The sequence below is a fragment of the Rummeliibacillus sp. BSL5 genome (genome assembly GCF_052928305.1).
This window is the reverse complement of sequence record NZ_JAVGCV010000001.1, coordinates 209,980-227,528: the sequence shown is the minus strand read 5'-3', so window position 1 is coordinate 227,528 and position 17,549 is coordinate 209,980. Positions and strand designations below refer to the sequence as shown.

Genomic DNA, 17,549 nt, shown 5'->3' with positions numbered 1-17,549 from the left:
CTAGGAAATCTACTTTCTTTTCGTTCATCAATTTCCTTTCACCTCCTCTCAATATAGAATATTTAACCGACTTGTTCGTACAAGCTATACATCGGCAACAGTACGGCTGCCATGATAAAACCAACGATACCTGCTAAGAGGATAATCATAATTGGTTCGATTAACGCTTTTAATGAATCTACAGTACGATCCACATCGTCTTCATAAAACTCAGCTATTTTCTCAAGCATGTAGTCGAGGGAGCCAGTCTGTTCACCGATAGAGACCATCTGCGTAACGAGGGGTGGGAAGACCCAGCTTTCCTTTAATGGTTCTGCTAACGAGCTTCCTTTTTCAAGTGAGGTACGTGATTTATGAACAACCTCTTCAATCACTGGATCGCCGATAATTTTCTCGACAATACTTAATGCATTTAGAATTGGCACTGAGCTGCTAAAAAGTGAAGCGAGCGTCCGCGTCATCCGAGCTATGGCTGACTTTTGCAGCACTTTCCCGAAAATCGGCATTTTCAACAAAATATAATGAACATAAAAGTTAAACTTTGGATTCTTTTGAAAGAGGTATAGAAAGGCTCCAATAATAGCGCTCCCTACGAGAAAGAAAATCCACCAATAGGCCTTTAACGCATTACTAAACCCTAGAACCATTAATGTAATAGCGGGTAATTCTGCTCCAAAGCTCGCGAAATTTGCTGTAAATTGTGGCACAAGCCACAAAAGCATAAACGCAGATACCAGAATAATCAAAATAACAAGTACAATCGGATAACTCATTGCTGATTGGATTTTCTTCTTCAATTTAAATGACTTCTCATAACTAAACGCCATACGGTCCAGCGTTTCATCAAGATTACCCGTTGCTTCCCCTGCTTTCATCATATTTACGAAAAGAACCGGGAAGATTTTTGGATACTTGGCAGCAGCGGCTGAGAAGGCAATCCCTGAACGTATGTCTTCTTCAACACCCTTCAACGCTTTCTTCAAGCCCTTACTTGACGTTTGGTCCGCTAGTATATGGGTTGCCTCTACAATGGAAATTCCGGCACGAATTAATGTTGCGAATTGGCGGCAATAAATTACGAAATCTTCATTTTTCATCGCTTTACCAAGTGATAAATCCCTATGCAGAATACTTTTCGATTCATCTATTTGCCGAGGGTTAACGCCACGGTCACGTAATTTTTTTATCGCTATCTGCTTTGAATCAGCTTCTATAGTGCCTTTTTCCATGACACCTTGTATATTCCGTCCTGTAAAGCGGTAGACCGTCATGCAAAATCACCCGCATTCATGTAAACCTTAGCTGTTTCAAAGTCAATAATTTTTCTTGACAGCAATTGTTGGATCGAACTATCAATTGTATGCATACCTAGCGCTCGGTTTGTCTGCATAATGTTAGTCAGCTGATGAACTTTGTCATTACGAATTAAATTTGCGACAGAAGGTGTTTGAATTAATATCTCAGTCGCAGCTACACGCCCTGGTTTATCGATTCTTTTAAATAGGCGTTGAGAAATAATTCCTTGCAAAACGTTGGCAAGTTGTATACGGATTTGTCCTTGCTGATGAGGTGGAAACACATCAATAATACGATCAATCGTCGTTGGCGCACTGCTTGTATGCAATGTCGCCATGACTAGATGCCCTGTCTCAGCAGCCGTGATGGCTGTTGAAATCGTCTCCAAGTCTCGCATTTCCCCTACTAGAATAATATCGGGATCTTGACGGAGAGCGGCTCGCAATCCATTGGCGAAGCTCTTAGTGTCAGACCCTACTTCTCGCTGATTAACAATCGATTGACCATGCTTATGCAAATACTCAATGGGGTCCTCTAATGTAATGATGTGTTTCGCTTGATACTTGTTAATATAATCAATCATTGCTGCTAGTGTCGTTGATTTACCTGATCCTGTTGGGCCTGTCACAAGAATGAGCCCTTGGGGTTTTTGACACAATTCTTTTAGTACAGCAGGCATGCCCAAATCATCAATTGTAGGAATTTCCGCTGTGATTTTCCTTGCTGCCAATGTGGAGCTATTTCGCTGATGATAGGCATTCATTCGAAAACGGCATCGCCCTGGAAGTGAATAGTTAAAGTCTACTTCACCTTTTGTCTCGAATTCTTCCATTCGGTGAGGTGGCAAAACTTCTAAAATCATCTTATTTAAATCATCCGGCGTTAGTATTTCTTCGCCATATGGCTGTAATGCTCCATTAATTCTGTAATATGGTGGCACACCGACCGTAGCATGCAGGTCGGATGCATTGGCTTCATCTGCATATGTTAGTAATTCAACGATTGATTTTGTCATTTCATCACACCTTATTCATCAGTTGCTACTCGAAGAATCTCTTCGGTTGTTGTTAGGCCATCCGCCACTTTTAAAAGCCCGTCTTCAAGCAATGTACGATAACCATGTGTTGCCATATGTTTTTTGATTTCCGTAAGACTGGCTCTGTTCAAAATTAATTCTTTCACTTTTTCGTCTACGATTAATAATTCATGGATTGCAAAACGCCCTCTATATCCTGTGTTATTGCAAGATGGACAGCCACTTCCACGCTTAACATGTGAAATAGTTATGTCATGATTTAAAAAAATATCTTTTTCTTCAGGTGAAACATTTTCGTACTTTCCGCAATCTCTGCATACTCGGCGTACGAGGCGCTGCGCCACGACGCCAACTACTGAAGATGATAGCAAGAATGGTTCAATACCCATGTCGAATAGGCGTGAAATAGATTCTGCTGCGCTATTTGTATGTAATGTGCTCAGTACTAGATGACCTGTCAAAGACGCACGTGTAGCAATTTGGGCCGTTTCAGTATCTCGAATTTCACCTATCATGATGATGTCAGGGTCTTGTCTCAGAATGGAACGTAAACCAGTAGCAAAGGTCAAGCCGATTTCTTCGCGTACTTGTATTTGATTCACACCTTCAATCTGATATTCCACTGGGTCTTCAACGGTAATAATGTTCACTTCTTCACTATTTAAATAGTTAAGTGTAGTAGATAGTGTAGAAGACTTCCCTGATCCAGTCGGACCTGTGATTAAGACAATACCATTTGGCTTGCTAATTACTTCTTTAAAATGCATCAAGTTCATTGATGAAAAACCAAGCTTTTGCAAATCTCCATGCGAGTTGGTCAAGTCTAACACCCGCATAACTACTTTTTCGCCATATACTGTTGGCAAAGTAGAAAGCCGAATATCAACAGGATGAAGATTAATATTCGCTTTAATCCGTCCATCTTGGGGCAATCGGTTTTCTGTTATATTCAAATTACCCATAATCTTAATTCGCGCAATGATCATATTTTGCATATTGCGTGGCAATGAACGCTCTGTTCTTAAAACTCCATCAATTCGGTACCTGATACGTAACTCAGTTTCCTGCGGATCAAAATGAATATCACTTGCTCTTTGTACTACTGCATTAGAGATGATTTGATTGACTAATTTGACTATCGGTGAATCATCGTCGAACATTTCTGGCTCTTCAAATGTTTCAGATGGAACTAAGTTATTAAGAGCTGCATCCATAGTTTCCTGCAAATCATAGTACTTGCTAATAGCTTTATTTAACTCATCTTTTGATGCGATTGCTGTCTCAATTTGGCAGCCAGTTGCCATGCGAACTTCTTCAATCGAGAAATAATCCATTGGATCAGCCATTGCAATTAACAACTTATTTTTTTCCCGAGTTAAAGGCATAATGAGCGAACGTTTTGCGATTTCTTTAGGCAATAGGTGCACAAGCTCTGGATCAATTACAAATTGGCTAATACTAATCTGAGGTATTCCTAACTGGATTTCCAAAACTTCAATCAATTGCTGCTCGGTAAGTAAATTTTCCCTAATTAAATAGTCGCCGAGTTTCTCATCTTTTGATTTATTTTGAAGTGCATAGTCAAGCTGCTGCGACGTAATGGCACCTGCTTCAACTAATAAATCACCAAGCCTTTTTCTTTTTGAAAGTACCATGAGAATCCCCCTTATTTCGAATCATTCGGAGTAACAATATCACCTGTTTTATTGTAATGGCTTCCTTTTGGAACACTGCCTCCATTTTTACTTGTGGTTGCTTGAGGCTCTTTTGAAGAATTCAACTCTGAATCATCTTTTGAATTCTTGTCCTTACTAGGCATAGGTTGTTGGCTTGTTGACTCCTCTTGCTGTGGTTCACCTAATCCCTGATCCGTCCCCTGCTGATTCTCCACATATTCATCTGTAGTAGGCTCAGAACTATTATCTATTGGTGCTGTTTGTTTTGCCGATGTTTCAATGACTTGATTTATTGGATGATAATAATTTTGACTCATTAATTGATTTTCTGTTTTACCATTCTCGTCTGTTATCGTTCGATAAATGTAAACTTGTAAACCTGGTTTCGCTTTCTCTACAGTCTTACTATCCCCTTCCGCTAAATTGGACATATAGCGGTATATGGTACGTGGTTCAATGGCTCTTCTATCTTTCTCGTAAACTAAGACTTCAGGGCTTCCAGACAGTGAATAAAGCGATACCTTTAATTCATTGCCACTGACCGTTGCAACTATCTTGGCAGGAACTGTTCCTTTAGAAATAAATTTCAAATCCTTATCTAAAAATGGGCTAACTATCGCTTCATAACCTGGCTTGACGTATGTCGGTATTTCTTCAGCTTGATGGCGCTCTGTAATTTCGAATGAACTTTGTAAAACATTACTATATAAAGCAGATGCCATGAGGCTTAATGAGCGATCATTGTTAATTTCTTCTTGCTCTATGAATGAATTGAAAGAGAAAGGTTTGTTAGGTTCAAAAATATAACCATCTAATTGCTTCGCTAATGCAACGATGTTACTTAAATCAGCATCCTTGACTGAAACAGCTTGGAAAGAAATCCGTTCACCATCTTCGATTGAAAAATCAGCATCCTTTATCTTAAGTGGGAATTTCCTTAAATAAGAAGCTGCTTTGAGTACTTGTGATGCAATCTCATCGCTATTTTGTTTTGTATGTTCACTTATTTTTTCCACTAAGGAATCAGTAGCACTAACCTGTAATGGTTCATGTACAATTGGGGTCTTTCTCCAAAACGCATACCAAGGTTTTGCAGTGCGATTTTTATATGTACTGATGGATTCATCACTATTAAATTGGAAATCCTCTGCTTCCAAAAGGACTTTTTTCCCACCCGCTAGGACTGAAAGTTCTGAATTCTTCCATTTATTTATCGCACGGTTTAATTGCTTTTTAACTTCGCCATCTGATAAGTCCTCTACAGCGACAGATCCGATTGTCGAACCACTATAAGCAGCAAAAACATGCAAATTCACATAACTCGCGGATGCTAGTATTATAAAAAGTAAGAATAAACCTGTAATAATTTTATATATTGGAGTGACTTTCATCTCATCACCTATCTCGTTGCTTAATTTATATTTCTAGGATATTGTTAGGATACTGTTATTATAAATGGTAATCCGAATAAAAGATATGACTTTTTTCACTCAATTATTATTTTTAAATGAAATTTAAACTATATAATGTGATAAAACTCATAGCAACCCTATAATATTAAATGTAATATATATTAAAAGGTTAGAATTTATTATAATATAATGTAAAATATTTAAAAATTAAAGAAAATAAGTTAAAATATCCTCCATCCAAAATTTATAAAATATAAAATAAATAATTTTACATCCATACCTTAAAATTAGCAAAAATAAACAATTTGGTTATGCCCTTAAGCTGAAGTAATATGAGATTTCCACTCCAGTATAGTTCAGTGGATAGCAGAAAGGACGTCATACATGGTAAGTCAACTTAAAAAAATTATTCAAAATGAGAAAGGACTCACCCTTGTCGAAGTTATCGCTTCCTTTGTGCTTTTGATTATTATCCTCTTTTCATTCTTTACACTGTTTGTACAAGGTTCAAAGACGACCAAAAGTTCAAAGAGTATTGTAGATGCGACTTATATTGCGCAGACGGAGATGGAGAATGCGTACGAAACAATAACTAATAGTGATTCTCTTGCTACTGCCGAAAAAACGTGGATAACTAATAACTCAGAGATGGGGTATTCCGAAGAATGTTCAGGGATTGTTCCTTCTACAAGTTTAAAATATTCAATATATAAAAAAGAAAAAAAGCCTAACCCCAATACCACTATTACTACCGTGATGAGGATCACACAAAATCAGGACTTTCCCACAAATCTTTCTAATGTAATTATTAATGTCTATGAGACAGAAGGAAATCACAAAATCCTTAACGTTTGTATTAATGAAGATTTGATTAAAAAAGCAAAAAAAGCTCAGATGGAAAATGTAGTTGAATGGGGCGTTTCAAAGTGAGAAATATTATTAGAAAACAAAATGGAATAACATTAATAGAAGTTTTGGCAGCCTTTGTCCTAATATCCATTTTGACTATCATACTTATTAATGTACAAATAGGAAGCCAAAAACAATATAATCAGCAATTCGAGACTAATAGTGAAATTAACGAAGTTTCTTATGCACTAAAAGTAATTACAAAAGAAATAAGAATGACATCAAACCCTTCCTATATAATTGAAAAAGCAAATGGAGTACAAATCAATTCGAATTTATATGAAATTGACAAACAAAAGAATCAAATTAATAAAAATCGCGAACCTTTTATAGAGAATATTAAAAACTTTAAGGTTACGAAGTCAGGGAATAATTGCAGCATTATTATTGAGGGCACGAATGGATATAAACAGCAAACAGTTATTAATTTGCGAGGTGATAACAATGAGGGGTAAAATGATAAAAATCTTTAAAAACGAACAAGGTTACACTCTTATAATTGCGGTTTCTATTATATTAATAATTTCAATTCTTGGTGTCTCATTAATGAAGGTAACTTCCACAACTTTAAAACAATCGGATAACGAAAGAAATTATCAATCCGTATACTATATTGCTGAGTCAGGCGTATCTCAAGTAAGAGCGAAAATTAATGAAATCGCAAATAATGCATTTAATAAGACTAAAATAGATTACGATAGTTTGAAAGTTGAAGAAAAAGCTACATACCCCTTTGAAGAAAAATTTTTACAAAGTACAATGAAAGCAGTAAATAGTTACATTGAAGCAAATAAAAATACTAATAACTATCCTATCAAAAAAATATATTCAACCCAAATACAAAATAATTTAACACCATTTTCTCTTACAGAAATTGAACCTCTTAATAATGTCGTAACAAGCAATAGTAAGTTGAACTCTTTACAGTACTCTATTAATTCAACAGGTAAGATTGGTGATAAAACAACACGCAAAGTTTCCCAAACAATTAAGATAACATTAAATGCTAATACAGAGGGTAAAGAAGAAACTTCAAATGACGAACAGCCAAGCACGTTTAAGGCATGTTCAAATGGAGATTTCAACTCCATAAACTCTACTGGATCCTTAGATATAGAAGGTGATGTGATATTAAAAGAAGGAGGGAAACTCTCCGCCAACGGTAATATCAAAGGGAATTTCTACTCATTTGGAAGTTTAGAAATCAATAATTCGATAAATTTCGGAGGAAATATTTACGCTAGCCAAAGTATAAAAATCCCTAATAGACCAACTATCTCAGGACAACTATATAGTAAAGGTGATATAACTATTAATAACAACCCTCCTATTAATGGAGATATTGTATCTGAAAATAATGTTTACATTACTAATGGCGGAATGAGTGGAACAGTTTATGCGGCCCAAAAAATCGTTTCATCTAGCACTTCAATTAAAAAGTTTGAAAATGTAACAATAAACAATTTACCTAAACCTAAAAATCTTTTGAGTTTAATGAATGACCCTACAAAAATATACGAAGGCCAAACTTGCACAAATATGGATAGTGATCAGTTTAAACCTAAAATCCCGTCTGTGGATTTCCAAATAACTACAAGTGATTTCCCTTCATCTAACGGAGGAAGTACTCTTACCTTTTCAGATTCTCAAAAAAATTTATATTTCAACAAATTTGGAGTTCAAAAACCCATTGAAATAAAACTCCCAAACCGGAGCAAAAATGAAGTCTATTCAATTTATGTTGACACTTTAAATATGGATAACCAAGACATCAGCATTTCTGGAAATGGCATTCTAAAAATCTATGTTAAGAGCTCACTAGGATTAGGAAGTATAAATCAATTAAATTCGTCAGATGGAAAGCCAAGAAGTAATTTTGATACTACAATCTATTATTTAAGCGATAAACCAGAAACTCCTTACTTTTCAAATTGGGGTGGAAAAAAAATAAACGCTAACATTTTTATTAAGAATTCAGATCTAAACACTAACCAATGCAAAATAAACGGAAACATTATTGTCTTAGGTAAACATTCAGTTACTATTTCAGGAGATAACGAAACAAATGGACAAATTTTTTATCTACCTGAAAGTAATCTTTCAGCTTCTGGTTCAGCAACAATAACTGGATATGTTAAGGCAAAAAATGTAACCGGTTCAGGGAATATAAAGATATTTAATCCAACGAGTGATATAAATACTGATATTTTTGATACCCCCAACTCATCTAAAAATTATACTTACATTGATTATAAAAGTGCCAATAATCTAGTCACCGAGGTTGACCAGAAAGAAGTTGAATTAAAGAAATAAAAAAAGCTGCCAAACAGGCAGCTTTTTTTATGCAAATCCACTAAAACCCCGCCACCTTATTCCTCCCCTGCTCCTTCGCTCCCTTATACATCGCATGATCAGCGTTGCGGAGAAGGTTTGTAGCATTGTCGGTATCTTCATAAGCTGAAGATACTCCGATGCTTGCGGTGATGTGGACAATAAGGTGCTTGACGTTTTCAAGTAGATCCGGCACAATTTCAAACGGTTGCATTTCAATTCGCTCGCGTAGCTTTTCAGCTAGTAGCAATGCTTGTTGTTTTGTATAGTTTGGTAAGAGGATGACGAATTCCTCGCCGCCATAGCGTGCAAGTGTACCCTTTTCCCCGACTTCTCGTTTCAAGACTGCGGCTAAACCACGAAGTATTTCGTTACCGCTCTCATGACCATATCGATCGTTTATACCTTTGAAATAGTCGATATCGAGCATAATAAGAGACAGGTTTGAAATGGTGTGTTCCTTTAATTCATTCATCTTGGAATTTAGATAATCTTCAAAATAACGATAATTATATAACCCTGTCAAACCACATCGTTCACTACTATGTTTTGCTTTTTCTACATACCGAGCCTTTTCTAATGAAACAATAAAGTAGGAGCTAATTAATTCAAGCATTTTCACCTGATAGTCTTGGAAATTATTCTTCTTACGTGATGTTAGCAGTAGTACACCTTCCAATTGATGATTTCGACAAAACGGCAAAACAAGAGCACTTTGCGTATTCGGAAGTAAAAAGGAACCACTATATGGCAACCATTCTTCACGTTTACAAAATACAGTTTTATCTGCACTTTCTATCGTTTCAGATAACAAACTATGGCTTAATTCTTTATGCGTTGCATTCTTTAAGATTTGTTTTCCATTTTCATAAGCTCGTAGTACAGATAATGTACCCGTCTGCTGTCGGCGATCAATCAAATAAAGTCCATCTATAGAAACCATTTTCGGTACGCGTTCAATAAATAAGTCTAACGTTTCCTCCGAATCCAGTTGATCTGCTAATTGGTGACCAAAATGGGCTGCTTCTGAAAGTTCTTTATTAACTTTACTCGTTGTGGTATAAAGCTGCAATAGTCGCGTAGCCATATAAAATGGAATACCAAGAAGAATTATTGAAAGTACACCTACATACTGACCAAGCAGATAAAGACTAAGACCCATTGGAAGTGCAAACGCACAAATAAGATAATCCCAAGTATCATCAATCGTAAAGAATCTTATCCGTTGTCCTAATAGTATCCCACTGATTTTGATAAGAGCATGATTTGCTGTAATGTTTACAATAATATAAAGCAAACCATATCCTACAATGTCCACTGTGTTCATGGAATGTATATCTCCACCAAGCCATAAAAAAGCTAATCCGCTGAGAAGTGATACAAGGAAAAACATAATAGAATTCCATGGAATCCGATATAACATATTGCGATTTAATTTCAAATTATATAGTAAAGGAACTAATGAAATCTGAAAAACTACTATTTCAATAAATAATCCAAAACGCAAAAACAAAGCGAGACTTACCCATTGTGTTAAGAAAAAGGGAGTTCCATTAATGAATGCTGGAAACGCCGAGGTTAAAAGGCTTAATGCCGTAAAACCTGCTAACAATGGCCAATTAGTAGCTTCATTCGGCGGATAATATTGATATACCGTATAGATGCTGAGAGGTATGCAAACGATCCATATCATGAAGACCACAAGTTGAAATGCAAACGACTTTTTCACTCCTGCTTTCCTCCCATTCAGCAAATAGATAATGTAAATTATACCACAAGTTAAAATAGTTTCAATTATCAAAAATAGACATTTTTACCCATTTAATAACTCATCCCGCCAACTTGCAAGCAAATATAAAGAGCCGGTTATAATGACTATTTCATCATTTTTTTCCTCTATTATATGACGAATATTTTTCTTTGAGACCTCTTTAACATGACTGTTAGATAAGTTATATAAGTTTTCAGCAGGCATCGCACGCTCATTATCTACATCAACAAATGTAAAACCAGTCCCTACTTCTTCTAATATACGCAAAACACCTTTTACATCCTTGTCTCTCAACATACCTACAATAAAGTGTATCTTTTGACCTCTGAACTGTTCTTTAACGGTATCTACTAGTGTTCTTGCACTTGCGGGATTATGAGCTCCATCAATGTATAATTTGCTGGAAATTTTCTCAAAGCGGCCTGCAAGTTCCGCATGGCTAATCCCATTTTGAATAGCCTCTGGGTGAACTTGTATATGTAGATGCTGTGCAAATTGGAGGAATGCTGTGATTGCTAGCGCCATATTGCTACGCTGGTGCATTCCCGGCATGCTACGGTCTAGATTATTAATTCGAAAATTTGGTGCGATATAGGTTTCTGATTTCTCTTCTCCCTCAACAGAGAAATCTTTTCCATATACAAAAAGCGGAGCTTCGCAATGCTTGGCTTCTTCTATAAAAACTGCCATTGCATCTTCTGGCAGATCACCTGTAATTATTGGTCTACCTTGTTTTATAATGCCTGCCTTATGGCCCGCGATACTAGCTAATGTATCACCTAAAAAATTTGTATGCTCTAACGCAATGCTAGGTACAACTGAAACGGTGGGTATCACAACATTTGTGCTGTCATAACGTCCACCCATTCCGCATTCAATTAACACAATATCAGCTTGAAAACGCTGGAATGCTAGAAAGGCTGCTACTGTTAGTAATTCAAAATCAGTACATTTTCCGTCTAAATCTGAATCTCTCATAATACTAAAGATGGCAGCTAATTCATCAGGCGTAATTGGCTCCCCGTTTAATTTGATTTGGTCATGTACGTCCTTCATGCATGGTGACATGAAAGAGGCTGTTTTTAAGTCATGGCATTGAGCTATTCGCTCAATCATTGTAAGCGTAGACCCCTTACCGTTAGTGCCTGCTAAATGAATAACCGGCAAGTTTTTTTCCGGGTGCCCTACTAACTCTAGCGCTTCTTGAATTGCAGTTAATCCCGGTTTAATTGCTGAATCGCTCGATATATGGAAACGTTCCTTATAATAGTCTAATTTAGGTATCAAGGTAAAAACTCCATTCTATGTATTCTACATTTTTCATGCTACACTTTAAAATATATTATAGCACTTGTGTGAGAGGGTTTTGATGATGAAAACATGTTGGATTATATATAATGGTAGCTTAATAAATGATAAGTTTTTAGATCAAGCAAGGTTGATGGCGGAAGCGGCGGAAGCTCTTGATGTGAGACCAGTGATATATAAAAACTATGAGATTATGATGAAGCTTGACGAGGAACTAGAGAAAAAGCCTGACTTTGTGATTTTCTTAGATAAAGATATTTTATTAGCCACTTACCTAAAAAATAAAGGAATCCCTATATTCAATGACCCAGAAGTAATTGAAACATGCGATAACAAAGCAAAACAATACATACAGCTTGCTAGTAAAGGAATACCAATGCCAACAACTATCATTGCACCAAAGGTATATCCTAAATTCACCATAAGAGATAGCGGTTATTTTGAAAATGTACTTAAAACGTTGGGCTTACCTATGATTATAAAAGAAGGCCACGGCTCATTCGGCATGAAAGTTTATCTTATTTCAACCGAAAAGGACTTCTATGAAAAAGTAGATGAATTGAGAGGCGTTGATTTTGTCTTTCAAGAGTTTATTTCCTCTAGCCGTGGCAGAGATATTCGCGTCAATATAATCGGCGATGAGGTAGCAGCTGCTATGTATCGCCATTCGGAAACAGATTTCAGGGCGAATATCACAAACGGTGGCGTTGCAGAAAAAATTGCATTAACAAAGGAGCAAAAAGATATTGCGCTCCGTGCGGCAAAAGCAGTTGGCGCCGAATTTGCAGGTGTTGACCTTCTATTTGGACCTAACGAAGTGCCACTCGTATGTGAAGTGAACGCAGCAGCGCATATTCGCAACTTATATGAAGTGACTGGCATCAATGTCGGTGTGCCATTTATTCAATATATTTTGAAGAAAATTGGGTGATCATATGAAAGCATATATCTTATATGAGGAGCAGGATGCCTTCAATAATAGATTTTTTATTAAAGATATAGTTGAAGCTGCTAAGAGAAAAGATGTGGATTTGAAGTTAGTCTTTGTGGATGATTTAGATATCGACAGTTTTCTAGCTCGCTTGGATAATCCTCTATTTGTATGGAACCGCACACGCTCAGCCTCTATTGCATCAAAAATACAATCAACAGGAATTAGAATAGTAAATAAACCATTTGTGAATGACCTGGCAAATAATAAAAGAAAAACAATAGAGTTTGCTAATTCCCTCGGTATTCCGGCTGTTCCAATATTGGACGAAGTGCGGGACTTCCCTGTTGTCATCAAAACAGTAGATGGGCATGGCGGCGATGAAGTTGCACTATGCCAGAACGCTGAACAACTTTCGCATTATGAAAAGAATTGGCATGATAGAGCAACACTATTACAACCCTATATCGAAACATGTGCCACAGACCTTCGAGCATGGGTTGTTGGTGATCAAATCATTGGCTGCGTCAAACGCGTTGGCAATGATGATTTCCGTTCGAATTACACACGTGGCGGATCAATTGAAAAATATTCTTTATCAGAGACTCAAACGCAACAAATTTTGCTTCTGCAAAAAGCTCTGCAAAGTGACTATATCGGCATCGACTTCTTACTTCTTCCGAACGGTGATTGGATGTTAAATGAAATCGAGGATCCTGTCGGCGCAAGATCTTTTTATGAATTGTTTAACGATGATTTGGCAGAGATTTTGATGAATTATTTGGTTGACAGTATATAAAAATCTTTGTGGCTACTATACTTTCTCTTCAAACAAAAAACCGCCCCTATCCAAAAGGGCGGCTTTTTCTTTACATATTCTTTAATTCAGCAATACGTTTTTCTACTGTATTAAATTTCTCTAGGTAGTCTGCTTCTTTTTCACGCTCTGCAGCAACTACATCTTCAGGGGCTTTGGATACAAAGCGTTCATTGTTTAATTTACCTTGAACACGTTTGACTTCTTGTTCCCATTTTTTCAATTCGTTTGTAAGTCGTTCGATTTCTGCTTTCACATCGATTAGACCTTCAAGCGGTAAGAAAATTTCAGCGCCTGACACGACAGCTGACATGGTTTTCATGTCGACTTGTAGATTTTCACCTAGTGAAAGTGTTTCTGGATTACAGAACTTTTCAATATATGCTTTATTTTCTTCTAGGACAGCCAGTGTTTGGGCATCTTTTGCAGAAATATACATCGGTACTTTTTTGCTCATTGGTGTATTCACTTCTGCTCTGATGTTACGAACAGCACGAATAATGTCCATCAACAATTTCATATCCTGAGATTGTTTAGCAAAGTGAAGATCATCCTTTACTGCAGGCCAAGAAGCAACAGTAATAGACTCGCCTTCATGCGGTAGGTTTTGCCAAATTTCTTCAGTGATGAAAGGCATGAAAGGATGAAGCAAACGCATTGTATTGTCGAGAACATAAGCTAGAACTGAACGTGTCATTTTCTTCGCAGCTTCATCTTCACCATAAAGAGGTAATTTAGCCATTTCAATATACCAGTCACAGAAATCATCCCAGATAAAGCTGTGTAAATGGCGGCCAACTTCACCAAATTCGTATTTATCAGCAAGTCTTGTTACTTCTTCGATGGTTTCATTTAATCGTGTCAAAATCCATTTATCCGCAACTGATTTTTCACCAGTCAGGTCGATCTCTTCATATGTCATGCCATCCATGTTCATCAAAGCAAAACGTGAGGCATTCCAAATTTTATTGGAGAAGTTCCAAACAGCTTCAACTTTTTCAGTTGTATAACGAAGATCTTGGCCAGGTGATGATCCTGTTGCTAGGAAATAACGAAGTGAGTCAGCACCATATTGACTGATTACATCCATTGGATCAACCCCGTTACCTAGTGATTTGGACATTTTACGTCCTTCCCCATCGCGTACTAAACCATGGATTAAAACGTCTTTGAATGGACGCTCACCAGTAAACTCAAGCCCTTGGAAAATCATGCGTGATACCCAGAAGAAGATGATGTCATAGCCTGTAACTAATGCGCTTGTTGGATAATAGCGTTTAAAATCTTCACTATTTACATCTGGCCAGCCCATTGTGGAGAAAGGCCATAAAGCAGATGAGAACCATGTATCAAGGACATCCTCATCACGCGTCCAATTTTCTTCATCCGCAGGAGCAGTTTTACCTACGTACACTTCGCCTGTTTCTTTGTGGTACCAAGCCGGAATTTGATGGCCCCACCATAGTTGGCGTGAAATACACCAATCGTGGACATTTTCCATCCAGCGTGTGTAGGTGTTTTCAAAACGATTTGGTACAAAGTTTACTTTTTCGTTTTCTTTTTCTTGTAATTCTAGCGCTTCTTTTGCAAGAGGTGCCATTTTTACAAACCATTGTTTTGAAAGATAAGGCTCTACTACTACTCCTGTACGTTCAGAATGGCCAACAGAATGCATATGGTCAACAATCTTGATAAGGACGCCTTGCTCTTGTAAGTCTTTCACGAGCTGCTTGCGGCATTGGAAGCGGTCCATACCTTGGTATTTGCCAGCCAATTCATTCATCGTACCATCTTCATTCATTACTTTAATGCGTTCTAAATTGTGACGGTTGCCGACTTCGAAATCATTCGGATCATGTGCTGGCGTCATTTTAACAACGCCTGTACCGAATTCCATATCAACATAATCATCTGCTACAATCGGAAGTTCACGGCCGACAATCGGAAGAATAGCTGTTTTGCCAACTAAGTGTGCATAACGTTCATCGTTCGGGTTAACAGCAATACCAGAGTCACCTAACATAGTTTCAGGACGTGTTGTCGCAATCTCAAGTTTACCTGAGCCATCTGCTAGTGGGTATTCCATATGATAGAAAGCACCTTGAACATCCTTGTAAATTACTTCGATATCTGACAATGCTGTTTTTGCTTGTGGATCCCAGTTTATGATTCGTTCACCACGGTAGATTAAATCTTTTTCATATAATTTAACAAATACTTCTTTTACTGCATCTGAAAGACCTTCATCCAATGTAAAACGTTCGCGTGAATAGTCTAGAGATAAACCTAGTTTTGACCATTGTTCACGAATGGTGCCAGCATATTCTTCTTTCCATTCCCATGTTTTTTCAAGGAATTTTTCACGTCCTAAATCATAGCGAGTGATATTTTGTTCTCGTAGCTTCGCTTCCACCTTTGCTTGTGTAGCGATACCTGCATGGTCCATTCCAGGTAGCCAAAGCGCATCATACCCTTGCATACGTTTCATACGAATTAAAATATCTTGCAATGTTGTATCCCATGCATGGCCTAGATGCAATTTCCCTGTTACGTTTGGGGGCGGAATAACAATTGAGTAAGGTTTTTTCTCGCTGTCAGGCTGCGCTTTAAAATAATCGCCCTTCAACCACCATTCATAGCGGCCTTTTTCAATCGTCTGTGGTTCATATTTAGTCGACATGGATGTGTTTTGTTCTTCCATTAGATCTCCTCCTTAAATGCTCGTTATACAAAAAAATCCCTCACCCTATAAAAGGGCGAAGGAATATTCGCGGTACCACCTTAATTTCAGCATAAAAAAACTGACTCTTCATTGTATAACGGCTTTTCACCGGTTTTTGCTACTTCAATGTTCACAAAAACTGCTCCAGGGCTACATTCAAACGTCTACTTGAGGAACTTTCACCAACCGTTCCCTCTCTAACAAGTAGGAGCGTTCTACTCCTCCCCTTCAATGCATATATATATAGCTGTATACATTGTAGCGAATAGTCCCTAATTTTTCAAGTTTTTTCGCAAAGCTACTTTTCTCTAAATGACCTACAAAAACCCATCCCTAGCTACATAAAATACTAGGAATGGGTTTTTCATTAAAATAGAAAGGAGCTTCTTCATGAGAAGACGATATAATCCATACTTGCTGCCGCCTTGGTTGCGGAAAACACGTTTCTACTGTAAAGGGATTATTATCCCATTCACATGCTTCCAATTCGTGCGAATCATTATTTTTCCGACAACCTGGGATATTATCATCCTACTGCTCTTTATAGGTCTTTGGTACTTACTACATTCTGACATTATTTAATGGTATTTCCTCAACCGAATAATGTTCCTCTAAATCCCACAGTATTTGACTTAAGATAGATTCATCTTGATCAACTACGATTGGCTTTTCTAGAAGGTCCATTGGCGATTCATTCGTTGTAAGTTGTACAACTTTTTCCGTCTCCGCCACTTGGACCTCTTCATTTTGAACTACTTCTGACTGGGCTTCCACTCTTGGCGTTTCAACCACTTCTTTTTCTTCAACATTTTTATATTCGCAATCTACCTGGCAACTAATCACGCAAATCCCATTATCGGACACTTTGGTTTGAAGATTTTTTGTGTTTAGGACAACGGTTGATTGGTCAATCTTATCATTTGGCAAGCTTACATTTAGAGGAATAGCATACTCAAAATAGCCTTCATTACCTTCAACATCCACTTCATCTACAAGCGTACTCTCGTTTTCTAACTGCTGCAGCACCTCTTGAGTGTCATCGAATTCCACATTAGCAGCAATGTGGTAAATACCAGTAAGTGATACGGATAATTCGTCCTCTTGCTGTTCCCATCGAGGTGTAATTTTCACTTTGTTTAAGCTTGTTGGTTTACCATATATTTCAGGAAAAACGAATGATTCATTTATTTCCCAGGTAATCTTTTTCATATTTACATTCCCTCCTCTATCTTTATCTATATGTACACTTTTGAGTTTATAGAACCAGCTAGTTATCTAATTAATATATTAAAATAGAATTAAGAAATAAAAAAACAGCAGAGCATATGCGCTCTGCTGTA

The 17,549-nt window shown here is 37.2% G+C and carries 14 protein-coding genes and 1 other annotated feature; of the genes, 6 read left to right on the top strand and 8 right to left on the bottom strand.

From position 1 onward, the window contains the following. Nucleotides 1-62: 62 nt before the first annotated feature. Genes RCJ93_RS01135 through RCJ93_RS01120 form a run of 4 tightly spaced genes read right to left on the bottom strand, consistent with a single transcriptional unit; the run spans nucleotide 63 to nucleotide 5,399 of the window. On the bottom strand, nucleotides 63-1,271 hold the full coding sequence (locus tag RCJ93_RS01135; RefSeq protein WP_446738166.1) for a type II secretion system F family protein: 1,209 nt from the start codon (nucleotides 1,269-1,271) through the stop codon (nucleotides 63-65). Further along, nucleotides 1,268-2,311 carry a type IV pilus twitching motility protein PilT gene (locus RCJ93_RS01130; protein ID WP_446738165.1) on the bottom strand — a complete coding sequence of 348 codons (1,044 nt, stop codon included), beginning with the start codon at nucleotides 2,309-2,311 and terminating at the stop codon, nucleotides 1,268-1,270. The genes RCJ93_RS01135 and RCJ93_RS01130 overlap by 4 nt, the downstream gene beginning before the upstream one ends. 11 nt (nucleotides 2,312-2,322) lie before the next feature. Next, nucleotides 2,323-3,987: a GspE/PulE family protein gene (locus tag RCJ93_RS01125; RefSeq protein WP_150284712.1), complete on the bottom strand. Its 1,665-nt coding sequence runs from the start codon at nucleotides 3,985-3,987 to the stop codon at nucleotides 2,323-2,325. A gap of 11 nt (nucleotides 3,988-3,998) precedes the next feature. Continuing rightward, a complete protein-coding gene (locus RCJ93_RS01120) occupies nucleotides 3,999-5,399 on the bottom strand; it encodes a VanW family protein (RefSeq protein WP_446738164.1) in 1,401 nt (466 codons plus the stop codon). A gap of 405 nt (nucleotides 5,400-5,804) precedes the next feature. On the opposite strand from RCJ93_RS01120, the gene RCJ93_RS01115 reads away from it, so the two are divergent. From RCJ93_RS01115 to RCJ93_RS01105, 3 genes are read left to right on the top strand one after another with little or no spacing between them, the layout of a single operon-like run. Then, entirely contained in the window at nucleotides 5,805-6,350 is a 546-nt protein-coding gene (locus tag RCJ93_RS01115; RefSeq protein WP_446738163.1) for a type IV pilus modification PilV family protein, read from the top strand. Then, the gene (locus RCJ93_RS01110; RefSeq protein ID WP_190323434.1) at nucleotides 6,347-6,784 is read left to right on the top strand and encodes a prepilin-type N-terminal cleavage/methylation domain-containing protein; all 438 of its coding nucleotides are present in this window, start codon (nucleotides 6,347-6,349) and stop codon (nucleotides 6,782-6,784) included. Before RCJ93_RS01115 ends, RCJ93_RS01110 begins: the two co-directional genes overlap by 4 nt. 1 nt (nucleotide 6,785) lies before the next feature. Continuing rightward, the gene (locus RCJ93_RS01105; protein ID WP_150284716.1) at nucleotides 6,786-8,642 is read left to right on the top strand and encodes a PilX N-terminal domain-containing pilus assembly protein; all 1,857 of its coding nucleotides are present in this window, start codon (nucleotides 6,786-6,788) and stop codon (nucleotides 8,640-8,642) included. Nucleotides 8,643-8,682: 40 nt separating this feature from the next. Here RCJ93_RS01105 and RCJ93_RS01100 read toward each other — a convergent pair whose 3' ends face one another. Next, nucleotides 8,683-10,389: a sensor domain-containing diguanylate cyclase gene (locus RCJ93_RS01100; RefSeq protein WP_150284717.1), complete on the bottom strand. Its 1,707-nt coding sequence runs from the start codon at nucleotides 10,387-10,389 to the stop codon at nucleotides 8,683-8,685. Nucleotides 10,390-10,473: 84 nt separating this feature from the next. Next, entirely contained in the window at nucleotides 10,474-11,718 is a 1,245-nt protein-coding gene (locus RCJ93_RS01095) for a bifunctional folylpolyglutamate synthase/dihydrofolate synthase (RefSeq protein ID WP_150284718.1), read from the bottom strand. Nucleotides 11,719-11,803: 85 nt separating this feature from the next. On the opposite strand from RCJ93_RS01095, the gene RCJ93_RS01090 reads away from it, so the two are divergent. Both RCJ93_RS01090 and RCJ93_RS01085 read left to right on the top strand, forming a co-directional pair. Then, a complete protein-coding gene (locus tag RCJ93_RS01090; protein ID WP_150284958.1) occupies nucleotides 11,804-12,670 on the top strand; it encodes an ATP-grasp domain-containing protein in 867 nt (288 codons plus the stop codon). A 4-nt stretch (nucleotides 12,671-12,674) separates the two neighbouring features. After that, nucleotides 12,675-13,469 (top strand): ATP-grasp domain-containing protein, encoded by a 795-nt coding sequence (locus RCJ93_RS01085; RefSeq protein ID WP_446738162.1) that lies wholly within the window; start codon nucleotides 12,675-12,677, stop codon nucleotides 13,467-13,469. Nucleotides 13,470-13,539: 70 nt separating this feature from the next. Here the strand turns inward: RCJ93_RS01085 and RCJ93_RS01080 are convergent, their stop codons facing one another. Continuing rightward, nucleotides 13,540-16,188, bottom strand: coding sequence for a valine--tRNA ligase (locus tag RCJ93_RS01080; protein ID WP_446738161.1), 2,649 nt, complete (start codon nucleotides 16,186-16,188; stop codon nucleotides 13,540-13,542). Nucleotides 16,189-16,236: 48 nt separating this feature from the next. Further along, nucleotides 16,237-16,450: a binding site (T-box leader), on the bottom strand. Nucleotides 16,451-16,599: 149 nt separating this feature from the next. Here RCJ93_RS01080 and RCJ93_RS01075 point away from each other — a divergent pair. Then, nucleotides 16,600-16,791, top strand: coding sequence for a hypothetical protein (locus tag RCJ93_RS01075; protein ID WP_147195848.1), 192 nt, complete (start codon nucleotides 16,600-16,602; stop codon nucleotides 16,789-16,791). On the opposite strand, the gene RCJ93_RS01070 is transcribed toward RCJ93_RS01075, so the two are convergent. Further along, nucleotides 16,771-17,418, bottom strand: a complete 648-nt coding sequence (locus RCJ93_RS01070) for a hypothetical protein (protein ID WP_066788589.1) — start codon at nucleotides 17,416-17,418, stop codon at nucleotides 16,771-16,773. The genes RCJ93_RS01075 and RCJ93_RS01070 overlap by 21 nt on opposite strands. Nucleotides 17,419-17,549: the final 131 nt, after the last annotated feature.

Bases quoted from the DNA above. Each gene is read 5' to 3' on its own strand.
- RCJ93_RS01135 (WP_446738166.1), bottom strand. From the start codon at position 1,271: ATGACGGTCTACCGCTTTACAGGACGGAATATACAAGGTGTCATGGAA.
- RCJ93_RS01130 (WP_446738165.1), bottom strand. From the start codon at position 2,311: ATGACAAAATCAATCGTTGAATTACTAACATATGCAGATGAAGCCAAT.
- RCJ93_RS01125 (WP_150284712.1), bottom strand. From the start codon at position 3,987: ATGGTACTTTCAAAAAGAAAAAGGCTTGGTGATTTATTAGTTGAAGCA.
- RCJ93_RS01120 (WP_446738164.1), bottom strand. From the start codon at position 5,399: ATGAAAGTCACTCCAATATATAAAATTATTACAGGTTTATTCTTACTT.
- RCJ93_RS01115 (WP_446738163.1), top strand. From the start codon at position 5,805: ATGGTAAGTCAACTTAAAAAAATTATTCAAAATGAGAAAGGACTCACC.
- RCJ93_RS01105 (WP_150284716.1), top strand. From the start codon at position 6,786: ATGATAAAAATCTTTAAAAACGAACAAGGTTACACTCTTATAATTGCG.
- RCJ93_RS01090 (WP_150284958.1), top strand. From the start codon at position 11,804: ATGAAAACATGTTGGATTATATATAATGGTAGCTTAATAAATGATAAG.
- RCJ93_RS01085 (WP_446738162.1), top strand. From the start codon at position 12,675: ATGAAAGCATATATCTTATATGAGGAGCAGGATGCCTTCAATAATAGA.
- RCJ93_RS01080 (WP_446738161.1), bottom strand. From the start codon at position 16,188: ATGGAAGAACAAAACACATCCATGTCGACTAAATATGAACCACAGACG.
- RCJ93_RS01075 (WP_147195848.1), top strand. From the start codon at position 16,600: ATGAGAAGACGATATAATCCATACTTGCTGCCGCCTTGGTTGCGGAAA.
- RCJ93_RS01070 (WP_066788589.1), bottom strand. From the start codon at position 17,418: ATGAAAAAGATTACCTGGGAAATAAATGAATCATTCGTTTTTCCTGAA.